This is a genomic window from Rahnella sp. GSA61A (assembly GCF_019969905.1).
Lineage (GTDB): Bacteria > Pseudomonadota > Gammaproteobacteria > Enterobacterales > Enterobacteriaceae > Rahnella > Rahnella aceris.
On the sequence record NZ_JAHXYO010000065.1, the window covers coordinates 1 to 308 of the forward strand.

General features: G+C 52.9%; 1 pseudogene. It reads left to right on the forward strand.

The window, feature by feature from the left end:
- A pseudogene (locus tag LC431_RS26465) lies at positions 1-308 on the forward strand (hypothetical protein); the annotation flags it as partial.

Genomic DNA, 308 nt, shown 5'->3' on the forward strand with positions numbered 1-308 from the left:
GCTTATTGAACGATTTTCTGAATATGCCCGCCACGCGCAGCGCGCTGAAGTATCTGAAAATTTATAACCCTTACCGTTTCCTCGAGGAGAAATTACGCGGCGTGATCGACAGCCTGGACGTCTTCGATCTGTTAAGTGTTTTTGATGAACTCCTCTCCGTCACCAAAAAACTGCTCGATAAAGTCACGGCCTGGGGCCCGGCATCGTTAAAGCAACCCGTAGCCGCGTTGTGGAACATGCTGATGGCAGTACGTCGCAACGCGGACCGGATGCTGGGTAAAGCCCTCGCCCCCGTCACGGATTTACTG